The organism is Lactobacillus sp. ESL1191 (assembly GCF_058504435.1).
Genome location: NZ_CP196365.1, coordinates 1,362,108 through 1,380,316, shown reverse-complemented (window position 1 = coordinate 1,380,316; position 18,209 = coordinate 1,362,108). Strand labels below are relative to the sequence as shown.

18 protein-coding genes are annotated in these 18,209 nt (G+C 44.8%); 11 read left to right on the top strand and 7 right to left on the bottom strand.

What is annotated here, in order from left to right; all coding sequences use genetic code 11:
• Positions 1-223 precede the first annotated feature (223 nt).
• On the bottom strand, positions 224-2,029 hold the full coding sequence (gene pepF, locus ACSYSN_RS06895; protein ID WP_491712108.1) for an oligoendopeptidase F: 1,806 nt from the start codon (positions 2,027-2,029) through the stop codon (positions 224-226).
• A 137-nt stretch (positions 2,030-2,166) separates the two neighbouring features.
• Here pepF and ACSYSN_RS06890 point away from each other — a divergent pair, with 137 nt between their 5' ends.
• Positions 2,167-3,339 (top strand): LCP family protein, encoded by a 1,173-nt coding sequence (locus ACSYSN_RS06890; RefSeq protein WP_491712107.1) that lies wholly within the window; start codon positions 2,167-2,169, stop codon positions 3,337-3,339.
• A 27-nt stretch (positions 3,340-3,366) separates the two neighbouring features.
• Positions 3,367-3,726, top strand: a complete 360-nt coding sequence (locus tag ACSYSN_RS06885; RefSeq protein WP_491712106.1) for a hypothetical protein — start codon at positions 3,367-3,369, stop codon at positions 3,724-3,726.
• Positions 3,727-3,771: 45 nt separating this feature from the next.
• Here the strand turns inward: ACSYSN_RS06885 and ACSYSN_RS06880 are convergent, their stop codons facing one another.
• Positions 3,772-4,308, bottom strand: a complete 537-nt coding sequence (locus ACSYSN_RS06880; RefSeq protein ID WP_491712105.1) for a hypothetical protein — start codon at positions 4,306-4,308, stop codon at positions 3,772-3,774.
• A gap of 147 nt (positions 4,309-4,455) precedes the next feature.
• On the opposite strand from ACSYSN_RS06880, the gene ACSYSN_RS06875 reads away from it, so the two are divergent.
• From ACSYSN_RS06875 to ACSYSN_RS06865, 3 genes are read left to right on the top strand one after another with little or no spacing between them, the layout of a single operon-like run.
• Positions 4,456-6,003, top strand: coding sequence for an ABC-F family ATP-binding cassette domain-containing protein (locus ACSYSN_RS06875; protein ID WP_491712104.1), 1,548 nt, complete (start codon positions 4,456-4,458; stop codon positions 6,001-6,003).
• A gap of 7 nt (positions 6,004-6,010) precedes the next feature.
• Positions 6,011-6,787 carry a threonine/serine exporter family protein gene (locus tag ACSYSN_RS06870; RefSeq protein WP_491712103.1) on the top strand — a complete coding sequence of 259 codons (777 nt, stop codon included), beginning with the start codon at positions 6,011-6,013 and terminating at the stop codon, positions 6,785-6,787.
• 2 nt (positions 6,788-6,789) lie between these two features.
• On the top strand, positions 6,790-7,248 hold the full coding sequence (locus ACSYSN_RS06865) for a threonine/serine exporter family protein (protein WP_491712916.1): 459 nt from the start codon (positions 6,790-6,792) through the stop codon (positions 7,246-7,248).
• A 185-nt stretch (positions 7,249-7,433) separates the two neighbouring features.
• Here ACSYSN_RS06865 and ACSYSN_RS06860 read toward each other — a convergent pair whose 3' ends face one another.
• Positions 7,434-8,144, bottom strand: a complete 711-nt coding sequence (locus tag ACSYSN_RS06860; protein ID WP_491712102.1) for a C39 family peptidase — start codon at positions 8,142-8,144, stop codon at positions 7,434-7,436.
• Between the two features lie 101 nt (positions 8,145-8,245).
• Positions 8,246-9,823 (bottom strand): multicopper oxidase family protein, encoded by a 1,578-nt coding sequence (locus tag ACSYSN_RS06855; protein ID WP_491712101.1) that lies wholly within the window; start codon positions 9,821-9,823, stop codon positions 8,246-8,248.
• A 356-nt stretch (positions 9,824-10,179) separates the two neighbouring features.
• Between ACSYSN_RS06855 and ACSYSN_RS06850 the strand changes: the two genes are divergently transcribed.
• Positions 10,180-10,776, top strand: coding sequence for a hypothetical protein (locus ACSYSN_RS06850; protein WP_491712100.1), 597 nt, complete (start codon positions 10,180-10,182; stop codon positions 10,774-10,776).
• A 43-nt stretch (positions 10,777-10,819) separates the two neighbouring features.
• Positions 10,820-11,440, top strand: a complete 621-nt coding sequence (locus ACSYSN_RS06845; RefSeq protein WP_491712099.1) for an LVIS_2131 family protein — start codon at positions 10,820-10,822, stop codon at positions 11,438-11,440.
• A gap of 23 nt (positions 11,441-11,463) precedes the next feature.
• Here ACSYSN_RS06845 and ACSYSN_RS06840 read toward each other — a convergent pair whose 3' ends face one another.
• Positions 11,464-12,972, bottom strand: a complete 1,509-nt coding sequence (locus tag ACSYSN_RS06840; protein ID WP_491712098.1) for an O-antigen ligase family protein — start codon at positions 12,970-12,972, stop codon at positions 11,464-11,466.
• A gap of 100 nt (positions 12,973-13,072) precedes the next feature.
• Positions 13,073-13,399, bottom strand: a complete 327-nt coding sequence (locus ACSYSN_RS06835; RefSeq protein WP_491712097.1) for a DUF2187 domain-containing protein — start codon at positions 13,397-13,399, stop codon at positions 13,073-13,075.
• Positions 13,400-13,493: 94 nt separating this feature from the next.
• Between ACSYSN_RS06835 and ACSYSN_RS06830 the strand changes: the two genes are divergently transcribed.
• The 4 genes from ACSYSN_RS06830 (at position 13,494) to ACSYSN_RS06815 (ending at position 16,719) form a co-directional block, all read left to right on the top strand.
• Positions 13,494-14,042 carry a guanylate kinase gene (locus ACSYSN_RS06830; RefSeq protein WP_491712096.1) on the top strand — a complete coding sequence of 183 codons (549 nt, stop codon included), beginning with the start codon at positions 13,494-13,496 and terminating at the stop codon, positions 14,040-14,042.
• A gap of 174 nt (positions 14,043-14,216) precedes the next feature.
• The gene (locus ACSYSN_RS06825; protein WP_317637279.1) at positions 14,217-14,702 is read left to right on the top strand and encodes a C40 family peptidase; all 486 of its coding nucleotides are present in this window, start codon (positions 14,217-14,219) and stop codon (positions 14,700-14,702) included.
• A gap of 219 nt (positions 14,703-14,921) precedes the next feature.
• Positions 14,922-15,656 (top strand): C40 family peptidase, encoded by a 735-nt coding sequence (locus ACSYSN_RS06820; RefSeq protein ID WP_491712095.1) that lies wholly within the window; start codon positions 14,922-14,924, stop codon positions 15,654-15,656.
• Between the two features lie 157 nt (positions 15,657-15,813).
• Positions 15,814-16,719 carry a C40 family peptidase gene (locus tag ACSYSN_RS06815; RefSeq protein ID WP_491712094.1) on the top strand — a complete coding sequence of 302 codons (906 nt, stop codon included), beginning with the start codon at positions 15,814-15,816 and terminating at the stop codon, positions 16,717-16,719.
• A gap of 86 nt (positions 16,720-16,805) precedes the next feature.
• Here the strand turns inward: ACSYSN_RS06815 and hflX are convergent, their stop codons facing one another.
• The gene (gene hflX, locus ACSYSN_RS06810) at positions 16,806-18,098 is read right to left on the bottom strand and encodes a GTPase HflX (protein WP_491712093.1); all 1,293 of its coding nucleotides are present in this window, start codon (positions 18,096-18,098) and stop codon (positions 16,806-16,808) included.
• Positions 18,099-18,209: the final 111 nt, after the last annotated feature.

The following is an 18,209-nucleotide window of genomic DNA, read 5'->3' as shown; positions in this document are numbered from 1 at the left end:
GAATTGGGCAGGTGACTTGCCAGCTGCTAAGTTATGGTTGTCCATGGCTCTTCTATTAGTAATGACCTTGCTCTGGCTAATTATTGTTTTCTTTCCGGCCTACTTGCAGCCACTCCTAGTGCAGAACCTGCTGGTCTGCTTATGTCTGTTAGGAGTGCGATTAAGTTTGTTTTACTGTGTGATGGTGTAAGTAAACAAAAAAGCCCCTAATGGGGCTTTTTTGTTACTTGAAGTTATTTTGAACAATCTCCTTGAATTCCGTAAAGCGCTTAGTAAAGGTGGTGAAGGCTTCTTCCAAGTAAGCTGGTTGGGTCATATCGACACCGGCCGTCTTCATAATTTCAGTGGGATAGTCGCTAGAACCAGACTTGAGGAAGTTAATGTAGGCTGCCTGCTGTTCGGCCGTTCCGTGCACCACATTGTTGGCTAAGGCGGTGGCAGCCGCAAACCCAGTGGCATACTGGTAAACGTAAAAGTTATAGTAGAAGTGCGGCACGCGGGCCCACTCCTTGGCAATGGCACTGCCGGGTTCAACAGTAGAACCGTAGTAGCGCTGATTCAAGTCACCGTAAAGGTCATCAAGTTGGTCGGCTGTCAGTGGTTCACCCTGTGCGTCCAGTTCATGAATGGTCTGCTCGAACTCGGCAAACTGGGCCTGTCTGAACAGAGTGCCCTTGAAGGAATCAAGGTAATAGTTAAGGACGAAGGCCCGAGTCTTGGGGTCGGTAATGTGGTCGAGGAAGTATTCCGTCAAAATGTTTTCATTAGTGGTTGAGGCGATTTCAGCCACGAAGATGGGATAGTCACCGTAGACGTAAGGCTGACTTTCCCGGGTATACATGCTATGGACGGAGTGGCCGGTCTCGTGGACTAGGGTATAGAGTGAGTCCACGTTGTCTTCCCAGTTGAGTAGCTCATAGGCGTCAGTGTCGTAAGAGCCGCCAGAGTATGCACCGGTTGCCTTGCCTTGTGATTCTACTACGTCAAGCACGCGGTTATTGAATAAGTAGTCGACGTGCTTTAGGTAGTCGGCACCAAGCGGTTGCAGGGCTTTTTTGGCTTCTGCTTTAGCCTGGTCAAAGGTATAGGAGAGCGCGGGCTTACCCGTCAGTGGCACATACATATCCCACATCTGTAATTGCTCCACACCGAGAATTTGCTTGCGCAAGTCCACATATTCATGGAGCAAGTTAAGGTGCTGATCCACTTCCTTGATGAGCGTATCATAGACAACTGTTGGCACGTTGTTTTCGTGCAAAGCTGCAGCGCGAGCTGAGTCATAGTCATGGACCCGGGCGTTGTAATTGTGGGCTTTAACTGCTCCAGCCAGGGTTGAAGCTAGGGAGTTTTTGAATTGGTCATAAGTAGCGTACATTGAATCAAAAGCATCTTGGCGCACTTGCCGTTGTTGTGATTGAATCAGTAAGGAGTAGAGCCCATCAGATAGCTGCACCATCTCGCCGTCGTCATTTTGCACGTAACCGTATTCCATATCCGAGTTGGTTAGTACGTTATAAGTATTCTCGGCTGACGACATGGCTTCGCCTGCATCAGCGATCAGTTTTTCTTCCTGAGCTGATAACGTGTGCGGGCGCTGGCGCATGATTTGCTCTAGCAAGTGGTCATAATTTGCCAGGCGTGGTTCGTCCTGTTTGAATTGTGCCAGTTCTGCTGGGGTAAGGCTTAGGATGGCTGGATTCATGAAAGCGGTAGCCGCCTCTAGTTGGCTTGCGATCGTTTGGGCGCGGGCTACATAACCCAAGTAGTGGGCATTACTGGTGTCAACGTCACTGGACATGGAGGCATAGACGTAGACCTGCTCTAGTTGCCGGCTGACGGCTAGAATCTGACTTAAGCCCTCATATAAGTTACGCCCTGAGGCGGTGAAGTCAGCCTTCAAGTCAGTCAACTGCTGTATGGCCTGCTTAACGCGGTGATATTCATCCTCCCAGTCCTGGTCGGTTTTGAAGACCCGGGTAAGGTCCCATTTAAGTTCATCTGGAACTTCGCTTCTTTTAGGGATGCTCATAAAAAATCTCCTTCATGGTAAAAATGATGTTAAAAACTAAAAAATAAGATATTATTAATTCTCTTAGCTGATATTTTAATTCGGACTTAAAAGTGATACAAATATACAAGGACAAAATGGAAGGAATTAACTGTGGAATGAATTCTAATTCAAAACGCAGAGAAGACTACCGTAAAGCACGTCGTTCTCTCAATCTTCATCGTAATCATGCCTGGGCCGCTCCTGCTGCAGCACTGACGGGCAACCCCATTAGTCGAATTTGCGGGATTGTAGCCGTGATGTGTGTGTGCTTTGGTCTTGCCTGGGCCGCCCACTTGTACTTCGCCTTGCATAGTGCAATCGACGGTGAAAACGGTAATTCGGCCACCTCAGTCCGGATTGCCAACAAGCAACCAATTTCAATGCTAATCCTTGGAGTTGACCAGGGAATCGAGGGTCGCCACGACCGGGGGAACTCGGATACTTTAATCTTGGCTACAGCTAACCCGGGCAAGAACAAGGCGACAATGACGTCCATTCCGCGGGATACCTTAGCTAATATTTTAGGCGATCCAGGCGACAAGTACAACATGTTTCGGGTTAATTCTGCCTATGGGGTCGGTGGTAGCAAGGCTTCAATGAAAACCGTCTCAGCATTACTGGGCGTACCCATCCACTACTATGTTGAAGTTAACATGAAGGCACTCAAGAGTCTGGTTGATGCCGTAGGCGGGGTTACGGTTAAGGTGCCCTTTGACTTCACTTATGACTGGTGCGATTTTCATAAGGGTAAGCAGCGTCTAAATGGACGTCATGCTGTTGCCTATGTGCGGATGCGCCATGATGATCCGCACGGTGACTATGGGCGGCAGATGAGGCAGCGTCAAGTGATTGAAGCGGTTGTGCACAAGGCCATTTCAGTTGACTCGATTGCTAATTACCGTAATCTGGTCAAAATTTTCACCAAGTATGTTAAGACGAATTTGACTTTCAATGACATGTTGGCTCTGGCCTTGAACTACCGGGGCTGCTCAAGCAACATTGCCAGTGGTTATATTCAGGGTCATGATGCCTGGATTAACGGTTCTTCAATTCAGGTCGCTTCTAACGCGGCCTTGCAAAAAGCTTCTGATCATATTCGCACGAACCTGGACCTGGACCAGAAGACCCTCGACAATGACGAGACCCGGCTCAATAAGTTAAATGAACAAAATAACAACATTAAGTGGAAGGATCCCAACGCCTTCACTAACTACCAAATATACCGGTCAGCTGTTTCCAGTGAAGCGGACAACAATCAGAACACAAATGACAATTCTTATGGGCAATAAGTCAGAAAGCTTGAGGGGGTTTGCAAAATGAACAAGCAGCGTTTGTTTCCGGTGATTTACGGGTTGATTTCGGCCCTGATTGCTTTTATCGCCGCCTTTTTCATCTGTTTGCGGACTTTCCATTGGGTTCTTCCCATTGCGGTTTTAGCTGCCAGCCTCTTTGCTGTTTTCTTCTTCGGTCTTTCCTGGTTTCGGGGACACGCTTCAGTGGAAATCAAGCGCATTGTCCGCGAACTTCGCCTGACTGATGAAGAACTAGCCCAGATTACGGGGATGAAGAGCAGTGACTTTCCCATCTATCATGACAAGTTGCAGTTGATCCTGCCCAAGCACTATTGGCCTAAGGTACTGGACGCTTTGCAGAAGTATGAGCGAGAGCACAAGTAAAAAGATTTTAATTAAAAAGAAGTTCTTATTAGAACTTCTTTTTTACTAATATTCAAAGTGAGGATAGTGGTGTTGTTGAAATTTTTGGGCCAGTTTGGCTGTTTTATAGGCGTGCTTGGTTTGCCAGATACCCGCCCCTACTGCAGTCGATAGCACCTGATGGCCTTTAAGTTGAGCAACATTATAAAAAACACCAGCACCAGCGCCGTGGTCAAAGCCCTCGATGTTCAACCATTTGCGGCCATGGGCCTTAGGCTGGCCCGCAATTACAATCCAATTGACATAGTCTTGGTCAAATTGTGGGTCGAGCGGAGCCGTTTTTTTCGAGTGCAGTGTCTGAACTAGCTTTTGACCCTGTTCATCAAACGATATTTGCGTCTTTTTAGTGAATTTAAGCTTGTTGACCTTTTTAGTGGTAGTGTCATAAGAGTACCAAGTACCACGCATTTTATTGGGAAAGACTGTGGCAGTCTTAGTTGTTTGGGCTTGGACGGCTCGGGGCAGGCTGAACGCAGCACTACTAGCGCCTCCCACTGTAACCAGTGCGGCAAGTGTAATTAAAATTTTCTTTAGTTTCTTCATTTTTCCCTCCTAAACATTTAAAGTTTGCTGATGCCTAAATTATATCTTGAAATGTCTCTCTGCACAATTGTTTTTGTTTAGAGAACGAGCCAAAAACGTCACTTTATTATATACTAGAGCAAGTTGTTTTTTTGAAAAGGATAGATAATGAGTTTATTGACGGTTAAAAATTTGGGCCAGAGCTTTGTGGACAAGACGCTCTATGAAGATGCCAGTTTTGTCCTCAACAAGGAAGACCACATGGGGGTCACCGGGCAAAACGGGGTCGGCAAATCAACTTTAATTAAAATCTTGACGGGTGAGATGCTGGCCGATGAAGGTCAGGTTAAGTGGCAGAACCATGTAACTGTTGGTTACCTTGACCAGTATGCCAAACTCATGCCGGGAGTGTCCATTCGGTCTTTTTTGCGGACAGCCTTTGAACCACTCTACCAGAAAGAACGAGAATTAGGCGAACTTTATGCGCAGTACGCTGATCAGGGAGACAGTGACTTGCTCGAGCAGGCGGGCAAGTTACAGACTTACTTGGAAGAGAATAATTTTTATGGCATTGACACCGAAATTGAACGCGTGGCTTCAGGCTTGGGTTTGGCCGAATTGGGCTATAATCACGACGTTGCCGAGCTATCAGGTGGGCAACGATCCAAGATTATTTTGGCCAAACTGCTACTCCAGAGTCCAGAGGTTTTGCTCCTAGATGAACCAACTAACTATTTGGATATCGGTCATATTGACTGGTTAGTCGACTATCTGAACGATTTTTCCGGTGCCTTTATTGTGGTCAGCCACGACTATGACTTTTTGGGCAGGATTACTAACTGCGTGATTGATGTCGACCTCGGGACAATTACGCGCTACACTGGGTCACTCAAACAGGCCATGCGGCAGAAGGCTGCTAATCGTGAAACCTACCAAAAGGCCTTTAGCAACCAGCAACGGAAGATTGCCAAGACTGAAGCGTATATTCGGAAGAACAAGGCTGGTACTCGGTCAAAGAGTGCCAAGTCGCGTGAACGGCAACTGTCCAAGCTGGAGGTGCTCAGTCCGCCTAAGGGCAACCGACGGCCGCGCTTTGAATTCCCTTATGTGGAGACCGCGAGCAACTTACTCTTGCAGACCCAGGATCTGGTCATCGGTTATGATCAGGCCTTAGTTAAGGAAGCCTTCAATTTTTCAGTTGGCGGTAGTGAAAAGGTGGCAATTACGGGCTTTAATGGGATCGGTAAGACGACCTTACTCAAGACCTTGCTAGGCCAGCTAGAGCCGATTTTTGGTACGTTTGAGCTGTCAACTACTGCTAAGGTTGCCTACTTTAAACAGGACTTAAGTTGGCCCAACAAAAATATGACACCGCTGCAGTATTTGCAAGAAGAGTTTGAGCGGGAAAAGCCCAGAGAATTGCGCGGAGCCTTAGCCCGGCTTGGAGTGACGGGTCAGCAGGCGATGAGTCCACTCAAAAAGTTATCAGGGGGCGAACAGGAAAAGGTTAAGCTGGCCAAAATGCAGTTTGAACCAGCTAACCTCTTACTTTTGGATGAGCCGACCAACCACTTGGACCGCGATGCTAAAGACTCCCTAAGACAAGCAATTGTCAACTTTCCAGGTGGTGTAATTATTGTCAGCCACGAGCGGGACTTTTTCCAGGGTGACTGGATTGACAAAACGATTGATATTGAAACGATGAACAAGGTGTGAGCGTAAGATGGGGATTAAGCAAGACAAGTATTTTTACCAAAATTTATTGGATACCTGTTTGACTGCCGGTGAATTGATGATTGAAGGCGGCAGCGAGATGTACCGGGTCGAAGATACGATGCTACGCATTGCCAAAAGTGCCGGGGAACCTGATCCGAGGGTCTTTATTGTGCCTACTGGGATCTTCATGAGTTTGGATCAAGGCAATTATTGCCAGAGTATTCAAGTGCAGGAGCGTAATATCAACTTAGAGCTAGTTGACCGCATCAATTCCCTGTCCCGTGCCTTTGCAGCTAAGGAGATTACGTTAAGGCAGTTCAAACAGCAGGTGAAAAAAATCGCTAAGGGTGATTTTCCGACTTTTCCGCTTTGGCTGCAAACAATTGGTGCAGCCGTATTAAGTGCAACGCTGATGGTAATGTTCATCGATAATTATGATTGGTTGGACTTTCCCGTAGCGGCGATTGTTGGTGCCATTGGGTTTGTTTCTTTTTACTACTTCAAGCGCTACACCAATATTAAATTTTTGTCTGAATTGGTAGCAGCGCTCATCATGACTACCGTCGCAGTTGGCATTGTTCACCTCTACCCCCAACTGGTGATTGATAATATTTTAACTGGTGCACTAATGCCTCTGGTGCCAGGGTTGGCCCTAACTAATGCGCTACGCGATTTGTTTAAGGGAGATCTGCTTTCTGGGATGGGACGAATGTGTGAGGCCCTGCTAACGGCATTTGCGCTTGGCGGCGGAGTCGGAATTATTTTGAAATTTTTGGGAGCGTAATGATGCCTTTTTGGTTAGAATTTATGATTAACGTTATTTTTGCCTACCTCGCTTCTGTGGGTTTTGCTTTGACTATTAACGTTCCCTGTCGGGTACTCAACCTAGCTGGACTTAGCGGCGTAATCAGCTGGATGATTTACTGGTTAGCCATGCAGGCGGCAATGGGGCGACTGTTGTCGAACTTGCTTGGTTCCTTTGCAATTGGGGTTCTCGGCATAGTCTTTGCTCGTAAGCATAAATGTCCGGCTACCGTTTTTTATATTCCTGCGATTGTACCGCTTGTTCCCGGTGTACCAGCCTACCAGGCTGTTCGCGAGTTGACCGCCGGAAACATTACGGGGGCCAACGATGCAGTTTTGCGGGTGATTATTGTCACGGGGTCAAGTGCCTTGGGGATGCTTTTGTCCAACATGTTCGTCGAAATCTTTTTTAGAATAAAGAAATTTTACAAGCAGGGTTAAAAAAGGTACAATAAGTACTGCGAGTCGACAAAAACGCGAGATGCGTATTTGGATGAGGACGCCCGCCTTAACTGGCAGACACGGGAAGTGTTGGCGCTTGACCAACCTGATGTGAACAGAAGTAGTCACCTGTTTTTACAGGCCTCGATTTGAAAAGAGCAAGTTCTTAACTGAACTTGCTCTTTTTAGTTGATATATAGTGCTTGTTTGCCTTGCTGCTTGTAACTTCGTTCCAGATTTTGCCAGGGTACTTGTTTGTTTTTATGGCCATAGGGGTCGTTGACCAAGATGGTGCCAGTCTTTTTGCGATAACCGGTAATTATGCAGGCATGAGAAGAAGGGGTAACACGGACCCTTCCTTGGGCCGTGTTCCACGTTTGCATGTTCTTAACGCGGTTGAAGTTGGTGGTTGTAATGATTAAAACAGGGTGCCCATCAGATACCAGCTTTAACACCTGAATGAAATCATGGCCAGTAAAGTTACGAATACGGTTAGTGTAGGTGCTCGCAACCGCTTCTAAGGGTTCGTCGTAAACACACCAACCCGCATTAGCTTGACTCATGTAGCCGACAAAGCCGGCGTGGGGGTTACCCCGATAGTGACCATTGTTGGTATAGGAGGCAACATGTTTAATGTTCTGGGATAAGTCTATCTTGGATGCTTTGATGTCATAATAGCGCAGTAACATCGAGAGGGAGGTCACTTCACAGCCATTAGGTAGTTCTGGGTACTGATTTTCGATGGGAACGTTTAACTGTTGGCTTGGCTTCATAGTTAGCCAAGCGAAGCGATCCTTCAGATCATTGAAGTTCATAGCAGTTAGGATCAGGCCGATGACTAATAGTCCCAACAAAAATCGTCTTAATGGTTTATTGGCAGAAATCTTTTTACTCATGATACAGCTATTTAATCATAGGAAGCTTGCGAAAAGCAAAAAACCACTCAAATTATTGAGTGGTTTTATGAATTTTTATTATTTAGTCAGTAAATAATAAATTAGTGGTGGCTGGCTCCGGAGAGTGAATCCATAGTATGGTCAATTCCCTTGGTTTCCATACCTTCAGTATCCATTCCTGGGCACCAAACCTCGTCCATTGGAATACCTCTTTCTTCGGCAAAGGCCTTAGTCAGGGTCTCCATGTCCATCAAGTCATACTTCTTGTCTGGCTCTTTTGGATCAACGATTTGGATTTGTGCCATCATGCCGGCATCTTCGTGTTCGATGATGTGGCAGTGATACATGAAGATACCAGCGTTTTGGAAGTAAACCTTCAAACGAACTGTTTCTTGTGGGGCAACGTCAACTGTATCCTTGTAGACGTTTCTTTCGTTAGGGTAAGGCTCTTTACCGTCACGGGAAACAACGAGGAAGTGAGCACCGTGAATGTGGAATGGGTGAAGCATCCCGTTGGCCTTGTCGTTGGTGTTAGTAACATCCCAATATTCGGTACTCATCAACGTTTGCTTCATGTCAATGCGGTCCATTGCAAAGAGTCTATTGTTGATCATGTTGTGGTTGTCCATCGTAACCTTGCGCACTTCGGCTTCGGGATTAACTTCTGGATCATGTGGTGTAAACAAGGTATCAGGAATGACACTATCATCTTTTTCATACTTGTGAATCCGGAATTCAACCAGCTTAAAGTCGTCGGTGTAAAGGTTAACGACGTCACCTTCCTGATAGTTGCCAAAGTCGACAACAACTTGTTGACGCTCACCTGGAGCAATCAGCAACTTAGTTGCCTTAACTGGATGCTCCAAGAAGGAATCGTCACCAGCGATTTGGGTCATTACCAAGTCATCTGTGAAGTGCAGTCTCCACTCACGGCGGTTAGAGCCACCCAAGAAGAGCAGACGTACTTTCTGTGTAGTGACATCAACGTAAGGCTTAACTACAGCGTTAATCACTGGTACTTCACCAAAGATCCCCATTGGGTTGTAGTCTGCCTTGTAGTTGAACTGGTTATCTTCGTGGAAGATCCGATCCTGTAAAATAATCGGAAATTCGTCTTTACCGTAGGTCTTTGGAATAGGTAACTTAGCCTCGTTGTCATCAGTGATAACAACTCCCATGGCCAGTCCCATCCAAACATGTTCGGCAGTTGATGGACATGGGTGAGCGTGTAGCCAAGTTAAGGCAGCCGGTTGATCGACCGTAAAGTCGATATGCTTCTCTTCACCAGGATAAACAGGTGAGTGACAAGCACCATCAGCGCCAGGTCCAGGAACTTCCATACCATGCCAGTGGTATGTGGTTAATTCTGGTAAGCTGTTCTTCAAGGTTACGTGAACGTGTTGACCAGTCTTCAAGACCATAGTCTTACCAAGAACAGGGAAGTTATAGCCCCAAGTGTGGGTTTTCTTGCCTGGCAAGAATTGGAATTCACCTTCTTGGGATTCAATTGTAAACCAAACGTCATTGCCTTCCTGCTTATCAGGTTCTAGAACGGGTGGCACAATCAGCGGTTGCGCTTCAACGCCTTCAGGCATATGAAGGTCTTGGTAGCCCATACCGTGATTTTTATCAAAATCTTCTGAATTATAGAAATAATCTGTGTAAACTTTATCTGACATATCTGTCTACCTTTCAGTTAAAAAATTTACTTAAAAATTTTTAGTTACATACTCAATTTACACTTTGTGAAAACGCTTGTAAAGAGCTTAAAAGCAAATTTTTCTGAGTCAACTTAAAGTGTTATGCATTATGAAGTAAAATATCAAAATTGTTATTTTTTAATCGGCAGAATAGCCCAGTATAGCTTGAATCTTAACAGGGATAATCCAATTTGATTTGCCGGAATCGATGTTTTTTAAAGCGCATGTTCTTAAAAAGATTTTAAAAGAAATAAAAATAAATTGTTTTTGGGGGGAAATTTGAGTATCGTAAATGAAGAACAAAAAACTAATTTGAATTTTGAAGGACTTTTACTTTGAAGATTAATTTGGATGATTTAACTCAAAAGATTGAACAACAAGACTACTTACAAGACCTAGCCACCATTAAATATGCGGATCTCAGTAAATCTAAGGCCAGGGTTAAGGAACAAGCTAGCAAAATGGTGCGAGAAGCTGCTACTGCCATCAAGCATAACTCCTTAAGTCATATTGCGCTTGAAGTGACTGGACAAAGACCGATTGTGTTCGCACTGGAAAATAATATTATTAATCTGCCCTATAGCAACTACAAGAAGGTGGCCAACTTTTTTGAAGCAGGCAAAGATTATCCGGTGCGGCTTTACTTTGAGACGCAGTCGGACTATCTCAATGCTTCAGGCTTCAGGATCGACCAACTAGCGACCGAAGAAGAGCTTGCGGCGGATGAAGACAAGGTTATTGCCAACTTAACCAACGCTATAATGGTCAAACTAAAGGAAGTACGTGAGTACCAGAAACCCGAACCAGCGGCTAAAAAGACAGTCACCAAAAAAACAGCTACCAGAACAAGTAAAGCTAAGCCGGCAGCAACTAAGAAATCGGCTACGAAAGCTGGCAAAGTCTCGGCTAAAGCCACTAAGTCTTCCAAATAAGCGGAGTCAACTATTAGACTAGAAACATTACGGGAGGATTGTTATGTTCAACTGGAACCTACTCGGTATATTATTATGGGTTATCATCATACTTTATTTCGTCTTTGTGGTTCAGAATATTCGTAGACGCCGGATTGCGATGATTATCAAAAAGCACCGGCAATTCAGCTGGCCCAACTTTGCCGTTGATATTTTGGAAGTCGCTGTTTTGCTGATCGGTGCCGTCTGGTTGTTTAGTCAGACCATGCTGGATAATCCCGATTTGACGGATACAAGTAAGATTTCAGCCAAGATCACTTACGAACCCTTGGTGGTGAATCCGGGCACTGGTAACTCAACTTATGTGATGGTTGACTCCAAGAAAAAGAAGATTAGTACGCAGACTTATACTTATTATCGTCCAGGCAAACAGGCCAAGGTGACTAGTGACTTTGCGACAGTGGCCTATGGCAAGAGCCCGCTTAACATCAGTGCGGCTCGGATTCCATATAACGAAAAGATGCTTAAGAAGATGGATCGTAAATACCAGCATGCTTATGTGGCGGTTTATACCGCTACTTATAAAAAGGTCTGGCAAAATGGACTTGGCATGCATGCAGGCCGCAATGCCATGCGCTACTATCTGATCCGAGTACCGGATGCTTCCTTCATCAAAAACAATTAATTAAAAGCACACAAAAAAGCCTCTTAGGAGGCTTTTTTGCGTACTTGAACCAGCAGGTTGCCACTAACAAAGGCTAGGATGAAGCTAGCAGTCAAGAAGTCAACGACATTACCAGAAGAAAAGGCGGCGAGCAGGACAAAGCTGGTAGAAACAATGAGCGAGCTAACCAAGTAAGTTCGAACAGGCTTGAACCTAAGCCACCTGTATGCAGAATAGGCTAAGATGATCAAGTAGGGCCCTAAAAAGAGCAGCATACCACACCAGCCCAAGGAATATATTTGGGCGGCAAAGTCACGTTCGAGATTAAAGATGTTATTTTCACGCGTATATGAAATGCCCAAAAACTTGTCCCAGTGGTTGTTATTGGTTTTTACCACTTGGTTGAGCATGGCCGCTTCCACGTGCCGGTTTTCCATGCGGCTTTGACCTGGTTCACGAATGATCTGCAGCCAGAATTCAGGGTCGTCCTGGTAGGGATAGCTTTTGAAAACAAATTTGGGATTAAGCGCATATACGCGATAATTCTTCTTAATGAAGTCACGCAAAAAGGCGGTGCGTTCGGGTTCGGTGGGATGTTTATGGAGCCCCTGCGCTAATTCCTGCTTGGGACGCGTTAAGTCATGATCAGACTGCTGGGCCAAGTAGATTTCGTAATGGTAACGCTGGTTGGCTGGGCCAAAGGGCAAAATAGCTAATGCAGCAACTTCAAGCAAGACCGCAGTTAAAAGGGGTCGGCCCCCTTTTTTGACATCTTTAAGTGCGAAACGGTGAAACAAAAATAATGTAATGCCAATTGCAATGCCACCAAGCAGGCCGATGGCCGCTACCTTAGTACCAATCTCAATCATGGCCAGCGTTTGGACCACGGTTAGGGTTACAGTATGCCAGCTGAAGGCGGTAAACAAGTAGTATAATACCAGCGGCAGCAGCATGAACAAGACGGCTGAAACCATGTTGGTAAAGTTGAAAAAGCCCTTGGAAGCCATGTGGGAGTATCCGATGTTAGAATCAAAAAACCAGGCAAAGATGTTAGCACTAATAGTACCAGTTTCGTAGGACTTCAGCGAAATGACCAAGAGGTTAGAGATGACAATGGTACCAGAAAAAAGCCCCGCAATGCCCTCGATTACCAGGCGTAACTGCTTCTGATTAAATTGCAGCTCTGTAGTAAGATAGACAACTACTAGGGGCAGGGTCATTCTAATTAGATAGAAAAGTTCACTGCTGAGTGAATAACCGTAGCTGGTGGGACTGATGCTGGTAAAATTACGCACATGCACTAAGTGTAGTGCTGAATAGACAAGCAAAAGCGCTAGATAGAGCAGGAGCCACTTTTGCCTATTGAGCTTGAGCCAAGCCGTTCTTTGGCTAAAGTAAAGACCGAGTAGCGCGCCAACCGCTAAAATGCGGATAATGGTTGGTAGGGTAAAAGGTAAGAGATTGGCCAGTTGCCCGTGGTAGAACCAATACAAGTCTAAAAACGGCTGAATGAGAATAAACCAAAATAAGATGGTTCTTGTTTTATCTTTCACTTTATCTTCTCCATAAAATATTAACTAGCCTAATTTTAGGCAAAAAAGCGGCAAAAAAAAAGAGCAGTCAGGAATAATTGCTGCTTTTTAAGTAAAAATCCTACTTGCTCTTCTTTTCAGTAGTGCTATCAGCTTGGGCTGCAGCCTTTTTGGTCGGAGTAATCTTCTCTACTTTAACATCACTGTTAGCTAGAGCTTCAATTTCCTTGAGTTTGCGCTTGGGCGCACTCTTCAGATTCTTGAAGTTAACCACAATTTTTTTGTTTAAGTCACCAACGGCCGTTTCATCCTCTTGATCAAAGTCGATAATTGCTAGCATTGCTGAATTTTCGTAAATTTTTTCCACTTTGCCTAAAAAGGGCTTGGTCAGTTCTTCTTCAGACTTTGCACTCACAATACTATTTGGTTTGACGTCTGCTTTTTTCATGATGAATTTTACTTCCTCTCATCATCGGGTTTAATTATAATAGAAAGATAGTATTATAAAAACTAATGGTTTTCAAGTAAAGGGGACTTGGATTTTGCAAAAATTAATATTAATTGCCGGTCCTAGTGGTGCTGGTAAAACGACTATTTCAGACTACCTAAGGGCTAATTTTAACATTCCGCGGGTCCTAACCCATACCACCAGACCGCTACGTGTAGGGGAGCAGCCAGACCGCGACTACCATTTTGAAAGTGATGCAACTTTTAGTCGCCTTCATTTTTTTGAACATGTCAAATATGGCTCTTACCAATATGGTTCAAGTGAAGAAGCCTTGAGAAAGGCTTGGCGTAAGCATGAACTGGTTTCTTTAATTGTCGACATTAAGGGGGCCGCTTCTTACCTCCAAGTAATTAAGGGTCAAGTTTATTTTCTATATGTCACCACCACTACCAGGGCAGAATTGCAGGAGCGTTTAAGCAAACGCGGTGATGATCCACTTAAAATCCAAGCCCGGCTTAGCGGCAGTGAACTGAATGAGTTGCCACCGGAACTTGCGCAGGATGCCCACATATTGGTTAATGATGACTGGTCCAAGACTAAAAAAGAATTGGACAAGCTAGCAGAAAGCCTACTGCAACGCTGATTTTACCACTTGTTTCAATTTCATCAAGTATTTCTTATTAATTTGTAGTCCGATTGACACGAATGTGTAACATTCAATGGGTAATATATAGAATGCCAATTACGGAAAACAACTTAAAGATAGTTAATTCTAACTAGGACAAAGAAATATTTAGTTGAAAAGAGTGAAACAGGTTTGAAGCATAGTCGAAAGTTAATTAAGTTAGTTGCATTGATGTCTCTATTTTTTACAGGGATAGCAACTACTAATGTAGCTAATGCAGCAACGACAGAACAAGGTGATGATAGTTCGATAACACAAAAGCGCAATGCTGTTGCTAAACTTGCTAAAAAGCAAGTAGGCAAGCGCTATGTTTATGGTGCCACCGGACCGTTTGCCTTTGACTGCTCGGGGCTTGTGCAATATGTTTACCAACAAGCTGGTAATACCTACCTGCCTAGAACAACTTATACTCAAGTGGCCCTTGGCAAGAAGGTATCTCTAAAAAAACTTAAAAAGGGCGATCTGCTCTACTGGGGTTCAGCAGCTAAGCCGAACCACGTTGGGATATATGTGGGTGGTAACAAATTTGTTCATGCTGCCACACCCCAGCAAGGTGTTCGTCAACAAGCGCTTAGCGCTTACTTTTACCCAGCTGCCGCCAAACGAGTGCTTGAATAACCCCAAAGCTAAACCAACCAATAAAACTGCAAAATTTTCGCTTTTACCCTGACCAAAGTATCTTGGTGAGGTTTTTTACTTACCGGTATCATTTTTGTAACCTTTTTGTAATATCTTACGAGTAGACTAATTACTGTAATCTACCTAACTAATAAAATCTAAAATCAAAAAATAAAAACAGGTGTAATGACTAATGCGAAGTTGTATGGGGGAATTTTTTTGAAGATCAAGAGTGACTTAGTAAAATATACTACAGCTGCAGCTTTAACAGTTACTGGAGTCGGGGTTGCTAATACAGTTAGTTCAAATCTTGGACCTGCCCGCGTCGAAGCTGCAACTGTTGCTCAAAGAGTCAGAATCAATTATGTTGCTGGTTACGGCATTAATGTGTGGGACAACTATCAGAACCCCAAATTTACCGGTACTAGGATTAAGCATGGTAAGACAGTTACAGTCTTGGCTAGTGCAATTGACCAAAAGGGCAGAAGCTGGTATCAAATTGGCGAGGGTCAATGGATTCAGGCCCGGTATACGGTTAAGGAGAGTATAAGCTCCAAAGTTGGCCAAGGTGTCCAGGCAAGTAATAGAGCAGACCAGGCTCAAAAAGTTGTTAACGTTGCTAATGCAGCTGTTGGCAAGGCTTATGTTCAAGGTAGCAATGGTCCGAGTGCATTTGACTGTTCAGGGTTGACGCAGTACGTCTATAGCAAGGCTACGGGCAAGCAAATCAGTCGCACTACCTACACTCAGGTGAAGAAAGGCAAGAAGGTTTCGATGCAGAACCTACAACCAGGTGACTTGTTGTTCTGGGGCTCTGCTTCAGCTCCCTACCATGTTGGTATTTACGTTGGTGACAACCAATTCGTTCATGCTGCTGCACCTAAGCAAGGTGTTGTAAAGGCTAGCTTGAGCTCTTACTTTTATCCTTCAGTTGCCAAGCGGGTGCTTGACTAGCAATTTAAGCAAAGATTATTTAACACTTAGAACTATTCTAAGTGTTTTTTTATTTTTATTTGTCGGTGTAACTTGATTATAGATATATAAAACGACTAAAATAAAGACGAGTACTTTTTACTCGATCACATTTTTGCTACCAAAGGAGAATAATTTAATGAAAGGCAATTTTTGGAAAATGAGCCTCGCGACCGCCTTGACGCTAACGGGTGTGGTCGCGGCTGTACCACAGAAGATGGTCCATGCGGCCATACTCAAAGAGCCAATCAAGCGGGTGCAGATTAATTGTCTGCCGGGAAAAAGCGCCAAAGTTTGGACAAGTTACGAAGGTGGCCAACTAATCAACTTTCAGGCTAAGAACAAGAGTAAGTGGAATGTTGCCGAGACGGCTGTCGATCGTAAGGGCCGACTGTGGTATAAGATTGGCTATGATGAGTGGATTCAAGCGCGCTACACTGAGGACTTAGAAGAAAAAGAGGCGGGCAGTAAGGTAGACAAGCCGGCTGCTACCAAAGCACCTAAAAAAAAGGTAAAGAAAGCAAAGAAAAAGCCGGAAATTCAAAGCCAAGCCAAGCAACCAGTCAAGCCGGCTGCACCTAAGCCAGTTCCGGTTAGCACCAAGCCTAGCAAAACGCGCCCGAGTACCGTGCCAGCCGTAACTAGTCCAAGCCCAGCCCCAGTCCCAACGGGCCCCAGCTCACAGCGGGCGCAGGCGGTTGTGAACTTAGCCAAGAGTCAAGTAGGTAAGGGCTATGCGTGGGGCGGCAATGGTCCGGACAATTTTGACTGTTCCGGTCTTGTCCAGTTCATCTATGGCCAAGTGGGGGGTGTCCAGCTGCCCCGCGTGACCACTGACCAGGTTAAGGTCGGTACAACCGTTGCAATGGATCAACTACAAGCAGGAGACCTCTTGTATTGGGGATCAGTGGATGCGCCATACCATGTTGGTATCTATATTGGTAACAATCAGTATGTTCATGCAGCTACTCCTGATCAAGGGGTGGTTTTACAGGTCATTAGCTCCTACTTTTATCCTTGTGTTGCTAAACGAGTAATTCAATAAAATGAATAAAAAACAACAGTTTACTAAATTGAAGTAAACTGTTGTTTTGCTATATAAGTAAATAAATCATGGTGAAGCTATGCAAGTCAGTTCATGTTTACAAGATAGCGCTGAAATTTTGCCTGTTTTTCTGGAGCCAGTCGTACGGTTACGTGCACACCATCGGGCTGATATTTTTCTGCCATAACTTGGGCATGTGTATGCAAGTAAGCCAAGTCTTTGCCTTCGCTTAGCGGCAACAGCAAGTTGACTTTTTGATAGTTGGCAAAGACTCGCTTGGTAATTAATTTAGCCAGGGTTTTTAGCGATGTGGAATCGGTTGCGGAGTATAGAATGCTGTCTCCTTCAATTTGTGGGTAATTACGGTGGGCTTTGTCGGCCTTGTTATAAGCCGTAATCATTGGGATATCTGTCACACCAATTTCGCTTAAAACAGTTTGGGTTGTCCGAATCATTTGGATCATGTTCGGGTCAGCTGCATCTACCACATTGATTAATAGGTCAGCGTCTTTAGCTTCCTGCAGGGTAGCCTTAAAGGATTCAATCAAGCTGTGAGGCAGTTTAGAAACAAAGCCAACGGTATCGGAAAGAATAAAACTAAAGTTACTATCTAAATCGATGCGGCGAACACTGGTATCAAGCGTTGCAAAGAGCATATCCTTAACTAGTACTTGTTTGGACCTATTTTCTGGGGAAAAGGCTGCTAACAGGCCGTTCATTGTTGTTGATTTGCCAGCATTTGTATAACCAACAAGAGCTACTTTGGGAATATGACTGTCATGGCGGCGTTTCGCCTTAATTTCTTCTTGACTAACAATTGTTTTTAATTCACTTTTGATGGTGGCGATTTGCTTGCCAATTGTTCGCCGATTCAGTTCTAGCCTTGATTCACCGGCGCCACGGTTAGCAAATCCGCCGCCAGCTGTTCCCCCATTGCCGCGTTGTTGGTCAAGGGTATTTTCTGAAGGGTGTAGCCGGGGCAGTTCGTATTGTAGCCGAGCCAACTGCACCTGTAGTTTTGCCTGCTTAGTGCGGGCACGATTGGAAAAAATCTCCAATATCAGTTCGGTTCGATCAATTACCCGCAGTTTGGTCGATTTTTCCAAGTTGCGAATTTGGACGGGCGACAGTTCATCGTTTAAGATTAGGACTTTCGCTTTTAGTCCACGGGCCAGCTCCTTAATTTCATTGACTTTACCAAGACCTAGGTAGGTGGCGCTGACAATGTGGTCAGCATTCTGCCGCGCTTGTCCCACGATTTCCAGGTTGGCTGCTGCTGCCAGGTTGGCTAGTTCGGCCATGTAGTATTCAAAGTTTGCATCAGACAAGTTGACGCCAGCAAGATAAGCCTTTGTTTTGTGAGGGATGTTCTCAATCATTTAGTCCTCTTTCCATCGATATTCTGGACGCCGATGATATTGGTATTAGCAGTTTTCCCACCTAATCAGCTTCTTTTTTCGATTTTTATCGTTAAGTTCAATTGTAATACA